This is a genomic window from Stenotrophomonas sp. Steno-C15 (assembly GCF_056393265.1).
The window spans coordinates 135,538-149,381 of the sequence record NZ_JBWJPF010000008.1; the positions used below are offsets into that span (position 1 = coordinate 135,538).

Below are 13,844 nucleotides of genomic sequence, written 5' to 3' on the forward strand. Positions count from 1 at the left end.
GAATTCCCTGGGGAGGGAGCTTCCATGAAGACGTACAAGGCAGTACCTCGCAAGACGATGCTCACTTCCGCGCTGCTGGCTGCGCTGGCCGCCCCGGCATGGGCACAGGACGCACCCGCCACCAACGAACCAGTCGATCCGACCACGCTCGATGCGGTGCAGGTCACCGGTATCCGCGGCAGCCTGACCTCATCGATGAACCTCAAGCGCGACAGCCAGGGCGTGGTTGACGGCATCGTCGCCGAGGACATCGGCAAGTTCCCGGACACCAACCTGGCCGAATCATTGCAGCGCATCAGCGGCGTTTCCATCGACCGCACCTCCAGCGGCGAAGGGTCCAAGGTGACCGTGCGCGGCATTGGTCCGGACTACAACCTGGTGCTGCTGAACGGGCGGCAGATGCCGGCGTCGAATCTGGGCAACGGCGGCGGCGGCCTGTCCGGCTCGCGCTCGTTCGACTTCGCCAACCTCGCTTCCGAGTCGATCTCTGCGGTGGAGGTATACAAGACCAGCCGCGCCGACAATCCTGCCGGTGGCATCGGTGCCACCATCAACATCAAGACACTGCGGCCGCTGGAGTCCGAACCGGTGATCAGCCTTGGTCTGAAGGCGGTCAACGATTCGTCCAACGACAACCTGCCGCGGACCCTGCGCGGCTCCAACGTCACCGGTGAGCTCTCGGGCATCTTCAGCCAGCGCTACGCCGACGATCGCTTCGGCGTGACGTTCAGCGCCAGCCACCAGGAACGTGATTCCGGCTTCAACCAGGCCACCGTGGCCGAGGGCTGGGCCACGTTCAAGGGCAACGAGAGCGCGGACTGGCGGGCACTGCCGCTGCCGGGCCAGGGGTATTCCGACCGCATCACCAACCGCCCCGGCCCCGACGACGTCTACGCACGTCCGCAGAACACCGCCTACAACGTCAATGGCGTGCAGCGGCAGCGCACCAACGCGCAGGCGACGTTCCAGTGGAAGCCGGCCGACAATGTCACCACCACGCTGGACTACACCTATGTCGAGAACAAGGTGCAGCAGCAGCGCAGCGAGCTGTCGGTCTGGTTCAACTATGGTCCGGGCGACAGCATCTGGACCAACGGCCCGGTGTCCGCGCCGATCATCTACAGCGAGGACATGACCAATTCGGACGTGTCGATGGGCGGCGCCAAACTGGCCACCAAGACCGACATGCACTCGCTGGGCTTCAACGTCGACTGGGAAGTGAACGACGCGCTGGACCTGTCCTTCGATGTGCACAACGCCGAGTCGGAATCGCGGCCGGACAGTCCCTATGGCTCGGCGGGCGTGCTCGGCGTGGCCGCCTTCGTGCGTGGCACCACCACCGTCGACTACAGCGGCGACCTGCCGATCATCAACATCGCACTGCCGCCGGGCGGCGTGCAGGCCTCCGACGCACTGGTCACCGGCTCGGTGTTCCAGAACAGCTACAACAAGTCCAAGGTGCAGCAGTACCAGGGCCGCGGCACGTTCCGCTTCGCCGACTATTCGGCGCTGGACTTCGGCGTGGGCCACACCCAGGTGGAGAACCGCTCTGCCTCGGCCATCATGCAGCGCAACAGCTGGGGCGGTCTGGGCTCTCCGGCCGACTACGCCGATGACATCTGGTACGCCGACAACATGGGCAAGTACTTCAAGGCATTCTCCGGCCACAACGATCCGCGCCTGACCGGCCAGTTCCTGGTGTTCGACTTCGACCGCCTGATCGATCGCGCGGCCCAGGTCGGCACCGATTCCGATCCGGCCTGCCCGAGCTGCTACTACGCACCGACGGAGTACTCCGAGGACATCCGCACCACCGAGAAGTCGAAGAGTGCCTACCTGCAGTACCGCACCACGTTGGATTGGTCGATGCCACTGCACGTGGCCGTCGGCGCGCGCTACGAGCAGACCGAGGTGGAGTCGAATGCGCTGGTGCGCGTACCGACCGGCATCAGCTGGAGTTCGGCCAACGAGTTCAACATCGACTACGCCGCCGATCGCGGCTTCGTCGGTGGCAAGGGCAAGTACGACTACGTGCTGCCGAACGTTGATCTGAAACTGGACCTGGCCGAGACGCTGGCGCTGCGCGGCAGCTACAGCCGCACCCTGGGCCGGCCGAGCTGGACGCAGATCCAGAGCGGTCAGTCGCTGGCCGACATCGTGCGCACCCAGGGCGGCACCGGCACCCGCGGCAATCCGGGTCTGGAGCCGCTGATCTCGGACAACTTCGATCTGTCGCTGGAGTGGTACTACGGCGAGGCCAGCTATGCCTCCGTGGGCTTCTTCCGCAAGAACATCAAGAACTTCATCAGCGACACCATCGTGCGCGAGAACGCCGGCACCCTGCATACGCCGGTCGGTGGCGCGTACTGGAACGAGGCACTGGCATCGGGCTGCGGCACCACCGACATGCCCTGCATCCGCGACTACATCTTCACCAACCATGCCGGGGATCCCGGCGTGACCTATACCGGGCGCAATTCGGCCGGGCAGATGACCGGCACCATCGTCGGCCAGCCCAACGACCCGGTGGCCGGTTTCGACATCACGGTACCGGCCAACCAGCACTCGGATCACCTCGACGGCTGGGAAGTGGCGGTGCAGCACCTGTTCGGCCAGTCCGGCTTCGGCGTGGCCGCGAACTACACCAAGGTGAAGTCGGGGCTGACGTTCAACAACCTCAGCCTGGGCGACCAGTACCCGATGATCGGCCTGAGCGATTCGGCCAACGTGGTCGCGTTCTACGACAAGAACGCCTGGCAGATCCGCGCGGCCTACAACTGGCGCGACAAGTTCCTCAACGGCATCGGTGGCCAAGGCCCGAACCCGAACTACACTGCCGCGTACGGTCAGCTCGATCTCAACATCAGCTACGCGGTCAGCGAACAGCTGACGCTGAGCCTGGAAGCAATCAACCTGACCGACGAGACCATGCGCACCTATTCGCGGCACACCAACATGCTGCGTTATGCCACCCAGACCGGTCCGCGCTACATGTTCGGCGTCCGCTACAAGTTCTGACCGGCGCCGGAGGGCTCGTGGAGCCGGGTTCATGCCCGGCCCACGCCGCACGGGTGCATGATGCGCGGACCCAAGGCCGCCGGGCACGGGCCCGGCCCTCCATCACGCCCAGGATGTCCACGCATGCTGCCCCACCCCCGACCCATCGATGAAGTGCGGGACCTGGACCCGGATGAGCTGCCGGCCCGGCTGCACACCTGGACCACGCCGAAGGTGATCCGCGGGCTGGTCGCGCACTGGCCCCTGGTCGCGGCCGCGCGCCGCTCGCCTGCGGAGGCGGTTGCGCACCTGGCCGCGTTCGACCACGGGCAGATGCCGGTGACCGCGACCACGGCAGCACCCGACGCCGGCGGCCGGCTGTTCTACAACGCGGACATGAGCGGCTTCAACTTCCGCCGCGAGCAGGTACCGTTGAAAGTGGTGCTGGCCACGCTGCTGAAGTACGCCACCGATCCGGCGCCGCCGTCGATCTACGTGGCATCGACGACGCTGGACAGCTTCCTGCCCGGCTTCACCCGGGCCAATCCGCTGCAGCTGGGCGTGGACGAACCTCTCAGCAGCATCTGGATCGGCAACCGCTCGCGCATTGCCGCCCATCAGGACGTACCGGACAACCTGGCATGCGTGGCGGCCGGGCGCCGCCGGGTGACGCTGTTCCCACCGGACCAGATCGACAACCTGTACATCGGCCCGCTCGATTTCACTCCCGCAGGGCAGGCGATCAGCCTGGTCGATTTCCACGCACCTGACCTTGATCGCTTTCCGCGCTTCCCGCAGGCGCTGCAGCAGGCGCTGGTGGCCGAACTTGAACCGGGCGATGCGGTCTTCATCCCTTCACTGTGGTGGCACCACATGGAAGGTCTGGAAACATTCAATGTGCTGGTCAACACCTGGTGGCGGCCGGTGCCGGCCTGGATGGACTCGCCGATGAATGCCCTGATGCTGTCGATCCTGGCCCTGCGCGGATTGCCCGCGGCACAGCGCGCGCAGTGGCGCGCGATGTTCGACCACTATGTGTTCGCCGACAGCGAGGCGGCGACCGCACACATCCCGACGCAGGCGCAGGGTGTGCTGGGAACGCTCGACGCAGCGGCGGCCGCGCACGTGCGCCAGACCCTGCTGCGCCGCCTGCAGCGCTGAGGCCGCCGGTCGCACCGGGCTTCACCCGCGCCGACGCCGTTTCTGGCGATAATGCTGCCTGCATTCCGCCTGCGCCTGCCCGCATTGCGGTCCCCCCGCCCCATCCTGCTCCGCATGCGCCTGATTTCGCCCCGCCTCAACCTGGGCAAGCTGATCCTGGCCCTCGCCCTGCTCAGCGCCATCATCGCCCTGGCCAATACACTGCTGGCCAGCTACCGCGTGCAACGCGACCAGCTGGTCGGCAACACGCTGGAGGCCAACCGCGTCTATGCCAGCAAGCTGGCCGAGACGACCCAGAACTTCCTGCTGTCCGCCCAGCAGCAGTTGGCCTACAGCGCGACCCGGCTGGGCGAGGCGGACATGGATCCGCGCCAGGCGCAGGGCGAAGCCAGCCGCCTGCAGCTGCAGTCCAGCAGCTTCAACTCCTCGCTGGTCGTGGATGCCGATGGCCTGGTGATCGCCACCTCGCCCCAGACGCTGCAGCTCCAGGGCGAGATCCTGCACAGCGCGGGCAACAATGCGGCACTGGCCTCCCGTCAGCCGATGATCAGCGATCCCTACCAGTCGGCCACCGGCAAGCTGCTGGTCTCACTGTCGCATCCGATTTTCGACGGCCAGGGCCGCTACCGCGGCTATATCAGCGGCACCCTGTACCTGCGCCAGCGCAGCGCGCTGCATACGCTGCTGGGTACGCATTACTATCGCGACGGCTCGTATCTGTATGTGGTCGACCGCCATGGCCGCCTGCTGTACCACGTCGAAGGCGAGCGGGTGGGCGACTATGTGGTCGGCAATCCGGCGGTGACGGCGGTGATCCACGGTGAGCGGGGAGCGCAGCAGGTACGCAACAACCGCGGTGTATCGATGCTGGCCGGCTATGCCCCGGTCGCTGTCACCGGCTGGGGCATCGTCGCCCAGCGGCCCACCGAAGCCACCCTGCAGCCGCTGTCGCGGCTGATGTCGGCGGTGATCTGGAACGCGATCCCGCTGGGTGTGTTGTCACTGGTGATCACCTGGTGGTTCGCCCGGCGCATTTCGCTGCCGCTGTGGCAGCTGGCGCGCAACGTGCAGGCCGGCGAGGACACCGGCAACGCGATCAGCCATGTCAACGGCATCCGCGCCTGGTACTTCGAGGTTGCCCAGCTCAAGCATGCGGTGCTGCACAGTTTCAACGCACTGCAGGACCGGATCGGCACGCTCAACCGCGCCAGCCGCACCGATCCGATGACCGGTCTGTTGAATCGTCGCGGGCTGCAGCATGCGCTGGATGCGCTGCAGGCGCAGGGCATTCCCTTCGCGATCCTGGCGCTGGACATCGATCGCTTCAAATCGATCAACGACGGCCATGGGCATGACGTCGGTGATGCCGTCATCGTCCATATCGCCGAGCAGATGCGCCGCCACTCACGCGAGAGCGATCTGCTGTGCCGCGCTGGCGGCGAGGAGTTCCTGCTGCTGTTGCCGGGTATCGGTACCGAGCCTGCGCGCCAGGCCGCCGAGCGCCTGCGCCAGCACATCGCCGATCACCCCTTCGCACCGGTCGGCACGATCACGGTGTCGCTGGGCGTGGCCCATTTCCCCAGCTTCCATGCCGATGCCGAGCAGGCCCTGCGCCTGGCCGACAAGGCCCTGTACCTGGCCAAGGAACAGGGGCGCAACCGGGTAATCGTCTACCCCCACGCAGACTGAAGCGCAGGCGCGCGGGGCTACGCCAGCCGGTGGCTGGCGGCATAGGGCGGCGTGTCCGGATAGTCGCCACTGGCGAAGCGGGCCTGCAGGGCCTGCCACCAGCCGGGATCGAACAGGTGCCGATAGTGCTCACGCACGGCCGCCAGTTCGCCGGCCGGCAATCCCATGAAGGGGCCGAAGCGTTCGGGGAACACATCGCGCGGGCCAACGTGGAACCAGGGCTCGTCGGCCATCGCCTCTTCCGGCGAGCTCGGCTGCGGCCAGGCACGGAACACACAGTCGCTGACGAGGCACAGTTCGTCGTAATCGTAGAAGACCGCGCGGCCGTGACGTGAAACACCGAAATTCTTCGGCAGCATGTCACCGGGGAAAATGTTGTTGCGCGCCATGTCGGTGATCGCCTGCGCGTAGTCGAGCACCGCAGCGCGCACCGGCTCTGCGCCCTGCTCGCGCAGGTACAGGTTCAACGGGCGGAAACGGCGCTGCACGTAGCACAGCGCCACTTCCACTTCGTCGCCATCGACGCGGATGCTCTGCGCGCACTGGCCCAGCAGTTCGTCAAGCAGCGCCGGCGCAAAGCGGTCGCGCGGGAAGCGCAGGTGCCGATAGGGTTGCGCGTCCAGCAGGCGGCCGACACGGTCCAGGTTGAACACCAGCGCGTACTTCTCTTCCACCTGCTGCCGTGACATCGCCTTCGGCCAGGCGAAACGATCGCGGATGAGTTTGAACACCAGCGGATAGCTGGGCAGGGTGAACACGGCCATGACCATGCCGGGGGTGCCTTCGGCGTGGACCAGGCGCTCGTGTGGATGTTCATTGAAATGGCGGAAGAAGGTGCGGTAGCGCTCGGTCTTGCCCTGCTTGGCACGGCCCAGCACGGTGTAGATTTCGTCGATCGGCTTGCCCGGCAGCAGGCTGCGCAGGAACACCACGGCGTCGCCGACGGTGGCCAGGTCGGCCTGGAAATAGCTGCGCGACACGCCGAACAGGTGGGCGACATCGCGGCGACGGGTCAGCACTGCATCGGCACGCAGGCCCTGTTCGTCGTTGACCAGCGCGATCACGCAGGGCGAGAAGCGATGCTCGCCGAAGACGCGCCCTACCAGATAGGCGCGACGCTCGCGGTAGAACACGGTATCCAGCAGTTCGATGCTGCGTACCGGCGTATCGCCCCAGTGCGCAAGATCATCCTGCAGGCGCACGGCGATGGCGGCGGCACAGCGCAGCTGGTGCGCATAGGGAACATCGAAGCGATAGTCAGCCAGCACCCGCTGCAGCGCCTCCACCGGGCGCGTCGGTGAGACCGCATAGGTGTGGCGGGCGACCGGATGGGTGATCGCATCGGACGGCTCGACATCGAAGGCGATGAACTCCACCGCCGGGTCCACGCCGCGAGTGGCGAACAACCGCCGCGACAGCGTGTTGTAGAACGTCTTGTACAGCTCGGCGTCGATCAGCCCCTGCAGCAGGGCGCTGTAGGCGCCGTGCACCTGCAACCACAGCGAGCGCTCGCCGATCGCCTCGCCGGCAAGCCGGCGCAGTGCGTCCATCTGCTCGGCGATGCACAGGTCGTACAGGGCGATGCGCTCGACGGCGTCCTGGCGGGCACCGTTCCAGTCGCGCTGCTCGAAGCGCTGCCGCGCGCGGGCGGTGATCGCCGCGAAGCGGGCATGGTACTGCTCGAATCCATCGCGGATGGCGCCGGCGATGCGCGGCGCCAGCTCGGCAGCGATGTCAGGCGTGGACATGCAGGGCTCACCGGGGAAGATGGCTCAACCATACGCCGGCGTGGGGTGGAATGGGTAGAGCCGGGTCCTGCCCGGCTCCAACAGGCATCGGCTCAGATGGCCAGCTCGGCCTCCACTTCCTGCACCTTGCGCCGGGCCAATGCCAGATTGGATTTGCTACGGTCCAGCACGATGTAGAAGAACAGGCCCTTCTTCCTGGCCACCGGGCGCATGATGTGGTACGCCCTGCCCAGTGAGATCAGGATGTCCTCGATGCTGTCGTTGAGGTTGAGCGACGCTGCGGTTTTCATCTTCGCGCGGATCACTTCGGTGTTGCCGGCTGCCGCCACTTCCATGTCCATCCCCGCACCGGCTTCGCCCAGCAGCATGCCGCTTTCATAGTCGACCAGCGCCACGGCCTGCGCGCCATCGATACCCATCAGTGCATTCAACGATTCAGTCAATCCAGACACGTTGCACCCCTTGTCGGTGTAGGTTCGAGCCCCTCGTTCCCCTGCGGCCGGGCTCACGGTCCGCCGAGTTCGGCCAGGATCGCCTGGCCACATTCCCTGCTCTGCCACAGCACCTGGCCGATCACGCTGCGCTGGTCGCAGGCTGCCATCAGCAGCAGCGGCGCACGCCCTTCACCGTGAATGGCCAGCATCAGCACCTTGCCGCCCGCGGCTTCCAGCATCAGCGTCTGCAGGTCTCCCAGGACCAGCTCGCGCCCTACTGCTGCCGCCAACGCCAGCATTGCGCTGGTCATCGCGGCCAGGCGTTCACCACGCCCTTCGGCGCCGGCGCTGACCAGCGCGAAGCCATCGACACTGGCCAGCACCACGGTGCGCACCCCTTCCACCCGGTGCTGCAGGTCCTGCAGCAACGGCTGCAGGCGTTCGCGCTGGCGTGCATCGGGCAGCAGTGCGGCCTGTCCGTCAGCCATGCGCGGTCACCAGCGCGTACGCTTCGATCTCGCTCATCAGCACATCCATCAGCAACAGCCCCTGTTCGCGGTCGCGCGCATCCAGCGGCAGCAGCGGCAGCGGTTGGCCGTCGATCTGCGCATGTGCTGCCCAGTGTTCCATCGTGGCCGCCGGTGCCTGGTCCAGATGGGTCACCGCCACCACCAGTGCCAGCGTCGGTCCGAACGGCCGCAGCACCTGCAGGTAGCCGTCCAGTTCGGCAGCCACGCCGGCACGCCGGCCATCCAGCAGCAGCACCGCGCCGCGCGCGCCCTGCAGCAGGATCGGCCACAGGAAATCAAAACGTTGCTGACCCGGCGTACCGTACAGGCGGAGACGCTCGCCATTGGGCAGATCGATGTCGGCGTAGTCGAGCGCCACCGTGGTCGATGCCTTGTCGGCGCCAAGCCGATCGCTGTTGGCGACGTCAGTGTCCACCACCGTGCCGGCGGCGATGCTGCGCACCAGCGTCGACTTGCCGCTGCCCATGCCACCCAGCACGACCACCTTGTGCTCACGCATTGCGTTCGCTCCCGCGCAGGTGGCGCCACAGCCGGGCCAACAGCCCGCTGTCGTTGCCCGTGCCGCGCATGACCGTCACCGTCGCCGCAGGCGCCGGTTGCAGCTGCGCATAGCCACACAGATAAGCGGCGTGCACGAAATCGCGTACTGCAGCCTGCGGAAGGTCGAGCAGCACGGCACACTCGTCCACCGTACAGGCGCGCTTGAGCAGCAGCGAGCACAGGCGGAAGCCATCGTGATCGTGGCCCAGTACGCGGAAGTCAGGCCAGCGCAGCAGTTTCACCGAGGCGACGCGCAGGCGCTCGTCCAGGGCCTGCCAATGCGGGCTGCGCTGCGCCCACTGCCACAGCAACGGGCGCAATGGCTGCCGGGTGCGATCTGCCGCCTGGGCCTGCAGCTGCGCTGCTGTCAGCGCATCGAGCCAGAGCTGTTCGAACCCCCGCGCAAGGCGTTCGACCAATGCCACGACGGGCTCGTGCAGTGCGATGGCCTGGTCCTGCTCCAGGTCCAGCAGCAGCAGGGGCGCAGCGGCATCCCCCAGCAGCGCGTATCCCTGCCGCAGTGGCAAGCGCTCGCGCAGCAGGCGGGTGATCGCGTGTGCACCATCGGCCAGGCGGATCGGCGCGGGCACGTGTGGAATTACGGGTTCCGGTGGGCGCTGCATGCCACGCAGTGCGCGGCCGATGGCGCCGTCATCGAGCACACGCTGCTGGCCATCGCCGTCGCGCAGCTGGCCACCGGGATCTTCGATCCAGCACTGCAGGCGGGGCCGCTGCTGGCGCATGCGCAGGGCCGCGTTGCGCAATGCGGGCGTATCGCGGATGACCAGCAGATCACAGTCGTCCAGATCCTGGCTGCGGCGGATCTGGCCGTCAGGCAGGGCCGAAGCGATGCGCAGGCGCCTGAGCAGGGCCTGCTCTCCCTGGATATCGGTTCCCACTACCAGCACGCGTGCCATCCGTGTTCCCCGTGCGACCGCCTCCCCGGCGATCTCGCGTCGCCAAGGCTAGGTCATCGCCCTCGGCGTCCGTCGTGATCGACCGCTCAGATTGACAGTGCCCGCGCGTACGCACGCATCGGTTCTGCGACGGCCATCGCGGGCAAGTTTCATGCCGTGTTGACGGCATTCCGACAGCTGACGGAAGTCACGTTTTCATCGCTTGGGGTCAGACCCCTTTTGCATGGCAAAAGGGGATCTGACCCCGGAGCCAAAAAGAAACCCGCGCCGAAGCGCGGGTTCCGGGGTCACGACCGAACGGCGATGAATCAACCGCGCAGCTGCTCCAGCGCGGCGTTGAAGGTCGCGCTCGGGCGCATCGCCTTGCTGGCCTTTTCCACGTCCGGACGGTAGTAGCCGCCGATGTCCACGGCCTTGCCCTGCACTGCGATCAGCTCTTCGACGATCTTATGCTCGTTGTCGGTCAGGGCCTTGGCCAGCGGGGCGAAGCGTGCCTTCAGTGCGGCGTCCTCGTCCTGCGCGGCCAGGGCCTGCGCCCAGTACAGCGCGATGTAGAAGTGGCTGCCACGGTTGTCGATGCCACCGAGCTTGCGCGAAGGCGACTTGTCGTTGTCCAGGAACTGGCCGTTGGCTTCGTCCAGCGCCTTGGCCAGTACACGGGCTGCTGCATTGTCGTAGCGGTTGCCCAGATGCTCCAGCGACGCTGCCAGCGCCAGGAACTCACCCAGCGAATCCCAACGCAGGTAGTCCTCTTCAACGAACTGCTGTACATGCTTGGGAGCCGAGCCGCCGGCACCGGTCTCGAACAGGCCACCACCGGCCATCAACGGCACGATCGACAGCATCTTGGCGCTGGTGCCCAGCTCCATGATCGGGAACAGGTCGGTCAGGTAGTCACGCAGCACGTTGCCGGTCACCGAGATGGTGTCTTCGCCCTTGCGGATGCGGGCCAGCGAGAACGCGGTGGCTTCCACCGGCGGCAGGATGCGGATGTCCAGGCCGGCGGTGTCGTGGTTCTTCAGGTACTGCTCGACCTTGGCAATGACCTGCGCGTCATGGGCGCGGGCAGCGTCCAGCCAGAACACGGCGGGGGTGCTGCTGAGGCGCGCGCGCTCGACCGCCAGCTTGACCCAGTCCTGGATCGGGGCGTCCTTGGTCTGGCACATGCGCCAGATGTCACCGGCCTCCACCGCGTGCTCGAACACCACGCTGCCCGCGTCATCGGTGACCTTGACCACGCCGTCGGCGGCGATCTGGAAGGTCTTGTCGTGCGAGCCGTACTCTTCGGCCTTCTGCGCCATCAGGCCGACGTTCGGCACCGAGCCCATGGTGGCCGGGTCGAAGGCGCCGTGCGCCTTGCAGTCGTCGATGACGGCCTGGTAGACGCCGGCATAGCAGCGGTCCGGGATGACCGCCTTGGTGTCCTGCAGCTTGCCTTCGGCATTCCACATCTTGCCGGAGTCGCGGATCATCGCCGGCATCGAGGCGTCGACGATCACGTCGCTCGGCACGTGCAGGTTGGTGATGCCCTTGTCCGAGTTGACCATCGCCAGGCCCGGGCGCTGCGCGTACTCGGCCTTCAGGTCGGCTTCGATGGCGGCGCGGGTGGCCTCCGGCAGCGACGGCAGGCGCGCGACCAGGTCTCCGATGCCGTTGTTGGCATCGAAACCGGCCTGCCGGATGGCGTCGGCGTGCTTGGCCAGCACGTCCTTGTAGAACTCTTCCACGACCACGCCGAACATGATCGGGTCGGAGACCTTCATCATGGTCGCCTTCAGGTGCAGCGAGAACAGCACGCCCTGGCTCTTGGCATCGGCGATCTGCGCGTCGATGAAGGCAGCCAGCGCCTTGCGGCTCATCACGGCGGCATCAACGATCTCACCGGCCTTGACCGCGGTCTTTTCCTTCAGCACGACGGTGCTGCCGTCATTGCCATGGAAGGTGATCTTCAGGGTGCCGGCGTTGGCGAGGGTTGCCGACTTTTCGCTGCCATAGAAGTCGCCCGCGTCCATGTGCGAGACGTGCGACTTCGAATCGGCGGACCAGGCGCCCATGCGATGCGGATGCTTGCGGGCATAGTTCTTCACCGACAGCGGCGCGCGACGGTCGGAGTTGCCTTCGCGCAGCACGGGATTCACCGCGCTGCCCTTGACCTTGTCGTAGCGCGCCTTGTAGTCGCGCTGCTGGTCGTCGGCCGGCGTTTCCGGGTAATCCGGCAACGGATAGCCCTGGCCCTGCAGCTCCTTGATGGCCGCCTTCAGCTGCGGCACCGAGGCGGAGATGTTGGGCAGCTTGATGATGTTGGCGTCCGGCGTGGTCGCCAGCTGGCCCAGCTCGGCCAGGTCGTCACTGACCTTCTGCTCCTCACCCAGCAGTTCCGGGAACTGCGAAAGAATGCGCCCGGACAGCGAGATGTCGCGGGTTTCCACCACGATGCCAGCGGTGGCGGTGTAGGCATCGACGATCGGCAGCAGCGACTGGGTGGCCAGGAACGGGGCTTCGTCGGTCAGCGTGTAGAGAATCTTGGACATGGGGGACTTGGACTCTGTAGCAGTGCTCAGGGAAAGCCCGGCGGCAGCGCCGGACCACGTGCAACCGTGTCTCGCGCGGGGCCTGGCCCCACGCTTTCCCCCGTCGCCGTCAGGGTGGGCGCGCGGCGGGGAAACCCCTGCATTGTCGCGTTTTCAGCCGCGCGGGGCAAAGCCGCGCCATACGCGCCGGTACTGCAACGCAGTGATTCACCCGGCTGGGGGTGTCACGCAAAAAAAAAGACGCAGCCTCGCGGCTGCGTCCATCGTGAGCCCTGCCGGGAGAGAGTCGGCAGGACTTACTTGACCTCGAACTCCTGCGGCGTTCCGGCCGCCTTACCATCAACCATGACTTCGGCGCGGTACTTGCCGGCCGGCCAGCCATTGGCATTCTTGAAGGTGATGTTGGTGGTCTCGGCACCGCTGGTGTTCAGCGTGGCATTCTGCTCGCCGGCGACCTGACCGTCCTGGAAGGTCAGCTTGGCGCCGACGTTGACGTTGTTGGCAGCACCGTCTGTGCGGACCGACACGATCACATCGTCCTTCGGCGCGAACAGTGCTGCCGGAGCGACGGACTTGTCCGCTGCCGCCGTCTTGCCGACGGAGACGGAGGAGACGGCTACTGCCGCCTCAGACATCGGCGGCGGCGCGCCGGTCATCGGTGCCGGGGCCGTTTCGGCCGGGGCGGTGGCAGCGGGCGCTGCATTGCTGTCGGTCGACTCTTCCTTCTTCTTGCAACCCACCAGGGCGACGCTGCCCAACAGGGCGGTCAGCAGGGCGGTCTGGAGCGGCGTGGTCTTGATCATTCGGTGTTCCTCCCAGGATTGTCGGATGGCGTGCGGGCGCGGCCGGCTTACTTCGGTGGCAGTTTCAGGGTCTGGCCAGGGAAAATCTTGTCCGGGTCATCGAGCACGTCCCGGTTGGCTTCGAAGATCTTCTTCCAGGCATTGGCATCGCCAAGATGCGCCTTGGCGATCTTCGACAGCGAGTCCCCCTTCTGCACGGTGTAGGTGCCGCCGCTGACCACCTCGGTGGTGCTGTCCACCGAGCCGCTGACGCCGGAGAAGTCCGCCTTCGGTGCCTGCTGGGCGGTACTGTCGACGCTGGCGCTGACGCCGGAGAAATCAGCTTTCTTCTCGGTACTCATCCACAACTCCCGTCTGCATGACTACGTGGTTCGCACGGTGCCATGGCGGTTGTTAAATGGGGATGGTGCAGATGTGAAGCCGCCCCCCGGGGGGGCTGAACAATCGGGAGATGGACACCCCCTGCCCGCTGCTCCACCGGTAGCGGGGGGGGG

General features: G+C 66.5%; 11 protein-coding genes. 3 read left to right on the forward strand and 8 right to left on the reverse strand.

What is annotated here, in order from left to right:
- The first annotated feature begins 24 nt into the window (after positions 1 to 24).
- The 3 genes from AC06FB_RS08960 to AC06FB_RS08970 all read left to right on the forward strand — a co-directional run bounded on the left by AC06FB_RS08960 (position 25) and on the right by AC06FB_RS08970 (position 5,847).
- A complete protein-coding gene (locus tag AC06FB_RS08960; protein ID WP_053515639.1) occupies positions 25 to 3,018 on the forward strand; it encodes a TonB-dependent receptor in 2,994 nt (997 codons plus the stop codon).
- Between the two features lie 123 nt (positions 3,019 to 3,141).
- Positions 3,142 to 4,158, forward strand: coding sequence for a cupin-like domain-containing protein (locus AC06FB_RS08965; protein ID WP_478053599.1), 1,017 nt, complete (start codon positions 3,142 to 3,144; stop codon positions 4,156 to 4,158).
- A gap of 114 nt (positions 4,159 to 4,272) precedes the next feature.
- A complete protein-coding gene (locus AC06FB_RS08970; RefSeq protein WP_053515759.1) occupies positions 4,273 to 5,847 on the forward strand; it encodes a sensor domain-containing diguanylate cyclase in 1,575 nt (524 codons plus the stop codon).
- Between the two features lie 17 nt (positions 5,848 to 5,864).
- Here AC06FB_RS08970 and aceK read toward each other — a convergent pair whose 3' ends face one another.
- The 8 genes from aceK to AC06FB_RS09010 form a co-directional block, all read right to left on the reverse strand.
- Positions 5,865 to 7,595, reverse strand: a complete 1,731-nt coding sequence (gene aceK, locus AC06FB_RS08975; RefSeq protein WP_053515635.1) for a bifunctional isocitrate dehydrogenase kinase/phosphatase — start codon at positions 7,593 to 7,595, stop codon at positions 5,865 to 5,867.
- Between the two features lie 92 nt (positions 7,596 to 7,687).
- The gene (locus AC06FB_RS08980; protein ID WP_111186564.1) at positions 7,688 to 8,047 is read right to left on the reverse strand and encodes a hypothetical protein; all 360 of its coding nucleotides are present in this window, start codon (positions 8,045 to 8,047) and stop codon (positions 7,688 to 7,690) included.
- 53 nt (positions 8,048 to 8,100) lie between these two features.
- Positions 8,101 to 8,517 (reverse strand): roadblock/LC7 domain-containing protein, encoded by a 417-nt coding sequence (locus AC06FB_RS08985; protein ID WP_065181544.1) that lies wholly within the window; start codon positions 8,515 to 8,517, stop codon positions 8,101 to 8,103.
- Positions 8,510 to 9,058 carry a GTP-binding protein gene (locus tag AC06FB_RS08990; RefSeq protein WP_346475330.1) on the reverse strand — a complete coding sequence of 183 codons (549 nt, stop codon included), beginning with the start codon at positions 9,056 to 9,058 and terminating at the stop codon, positions 8,510 to 8,512. Before AC06FB_RS08990 ends, AC06FB_RS08985 begins: the two co-directional genes overlap by 8 nt.
- The gene (locus AC06FB_RS08995) at positions 9,051 to 10,016 is read right to left on the reverse strand and encodes a hypothetical protein (protein ID WP_053515628.1); all 966 of its coding nucleotides are present in this window, start codon (positions 10,014 to 10,016) and stop codon (positions 9,051 to 9,053) included. The genes AC06FB_RS08990 and AC06FB_RS08995 overlap by 8 nt, the downstream gene beginning before the upstream one ends.
- 308 nt (positions 10,017 to 10,324) lie before the next feature.
- On the reverse strand, positions 10,325 to 12,547 hold the full coding sequence (locus AC06FB_RS09000) for an NADP-dependent isocitrate dehydrogenase (protein WP_111186565.1): 2,223 nt from the start codon (positions 12,545 to 12,547) through the stop codon (positions 10,325 to 10,327).
- Positions 12,548 to 12,843: 296 nt separating this feature from the next.
- A complete protein-coding gene (locus AC06FB_RS09005) occupies positions 12,844 to 13,350 on the reverse strand; it encodes a hypothetical protein (protein ID WP_053515624.1) in 507 nt (168 codons plus the stop codon).
- A 47-nt stretch (positions 13,351 to 13,397) separates the two neighbouring features.
- Positions 13,398 to 13,691, reverse strand: coding sequence for a LysM peptidoglycan-binding domain-containing protein (locus tag AC06FB_RS09010; RefSeq protein WP_478053600.1), 294 nt, complete (start codon positions 13,689 to 13,691; stop codon positions 13,398 to 13,400).
- Positions 13,692 to 13,844 lie beyond the last annotated feature (153 nt).